We start from the raw sequence: 1,627 nt of genomic DNA on the forward strand, positions 1-1,627 counted from the left end.
AGCATGCGGAAGACCATGCGCCCGGCGGCGGTGGTGGTGTCGATCTTCTCGGTCAGGCTAACGAGGTCGGCGCCCTTCTTCTCGAGGCCTGCGGCGATCTCCAGCATGTCGGCGGTGGACCGGGCAAGGCGGCTGATCGAGTAGGCGACCAAGGCCATGCCCTTGCCGGTGGCGGCGATGGCAGCCTGGAGTCCTGCCCGCTTCTCCATGCTGGTGCCGGTGATCCCGGCGTCCTCGTGGATGGCGACTAGCTCGTAATCGTTGGCGACGGCCCAGGCAGCGATCTTCGCCCGCTGCGCCTCAAGGGAAACACCCTCCGAAGCCTGCTCGGTGGTGCTGACCCGGATGTAGCCGATTGCCTTGTTCATCTGCCCTGTCCTGTACATAACCGTTTCGTTGTGTACAGAGATAGCCGTGAGACGTCTCATGTGCAAGCGAAAAGAGACGGTTTGAGGCGTAGTGAGAACGGCGACTGATGCGGGTGAGACATCCAATCCTTCAGGTTGCGCCATGTGCAACGTCTCAGAAACCTGTCTCAGGGTACGATATAAGGCGAAACGAGACGACGGAACCGGAGCAACAAGAGACATGCGCATCCGCATCAGCGAGGCCGTCAAGGCCGGCTGGGCCTCAAAGGCCAGCATCTACCGCAAGCTGAAGGCTGGCGATCTCCAGCTGCAGAAGGAGGGCGACCGGCAGGTGCTGGACGTCGCCGACCTGGTCCGGGTGTTTGGTGAAGCAGGCAGCCGAGGGAAGACTGCCGCCAGCCGCGACGACGTGCCGAAGCCCGAGGAGGCCAAGGCGGCGCAGCTGCTGGAGGCGGAGCGCGACCAGGCGAAGGCAGAGGCGGAGCGTCTCAGGTCGGAACTGGCCGAGGCGCAGAGACGTCTCAACGATCAGCAGGATGCGGCGGCAAGGGAACGTGACCGGCTGCTGCAGCTCCTTGAGGGCGCGCAGGAAACCGTCAAGCAGCTGACCGGGCCGAAGGAGGCGCCGACACCCCGAGGCTTCTTCCAGCGTCTCTTCGGCAAGTGAGCAGGGCGCCAGGCGGCTAGGCCTCGCCATTGCCGTGAGCCTGGCGGATCTGGTGGCGACACTCAACGCTGCGCCGAACCTGCTGATGTGGATCTCCGGGCACCGCCACTTCAACACGGTGAAGGCCTTCGTCTCGCCTGATCCGGCGCATCCCGAAATGGGCTTCTGGCAGTTCGAGACATCGTCGTTGCGCGACTTTCCGCAGCAGTTTCGCACCTTCGAGATCCGCCTCAACGAGAATGGCACGGTATCGGTCATCACGCTCAACGTCGATCCCGCCGTGGCTGAGGGCACACCTGCCGCCACATCGCGCCGCTGCGCCGTGGCGGTGCAGCAGATCGTCCGCAACGACTTGCGCCTCAACGTGCCGAACGACGCGACGCTGGGAGGCAAGGACACCATTCCGCTTCCCTCGATGGACCCGTCGCGCCCGCAGGACGGCTTGCCCGCCCCCAGCATCCGCTTCACCGACCTCGCTGCGGCCGATCCGCCGGTGCCCTATCACGCGTCCTGCAATGCCGAGCTGGTGGTGCCGCTGAGCCCTGACATGGCGGCGAAGCTGAAGGCGCTGTTCTAGGCCACTCAGCCCGCC

At 65.0% G+C, this 1,627-nt stretch carries 3 protein-coding genes; 2 read left to right on the plus strand and 1 reads right to left on the minus strand.

The genetic code is table 11. The features are described from left to right. Positions 1–368, minus strand: a 368-nt coding sequence (locus tag WCJ41_RS22175; protein ID WP_336908002.1) for a recombinase family protein, incomplete at its 3' end; no start/stop codon positions are given. A 220-nt stretch (positions 369–588) separates the two neighbouring features. Here WCJ41_RS22175 and WCJ41_RS22180 point away from each other — a divergent pair. Together WCJ41_RS22180 and WCJ41_RS22185 are read left to right on the plus strand one after the other, a co-directional pair. Next, complete coding sequence (locus tag WCJ41_RS22180; RefSeq protein ID WP_336908003.1) at positions 589–1,035, plus strand: hypothetical protein; 447 nt, start codon at positions 589–591, stop codon at positions 1,033–1,035. A 52-nt stretch (positions 1,036–1,087) separates the two neighbouring features. Next, entirely contained in the window at positions 1,088–1,612 is a 525-nt protein-coding gene (locus tag WCJ41_RS22185) for a hypothetical protein (protein ID WP_336908004.1), read from the plus strand. Positions 1,613–1,627: the final 15 nt, after the last annotated feature.

This window comes from Aestuariivirga sp. (assembly GCF_037139295.1).
Taxonomy (GTDB): Bacteria; Pseudomonadota; Alphaproteobacteria; order Rhizobiales; family Aestuariivirgaceae; genus Aestuariivirga.

Bases quoted from the DNA above. Each gene is read 5' to 3' on its own strand.
- WCJ41_RS22180 (WP_336908003.1), top strand. From the start codon at position 589: ATGCGCATCCGCATCAGCGAGGCCGTCAAGGCCGGCTGGGCCTCAAAG.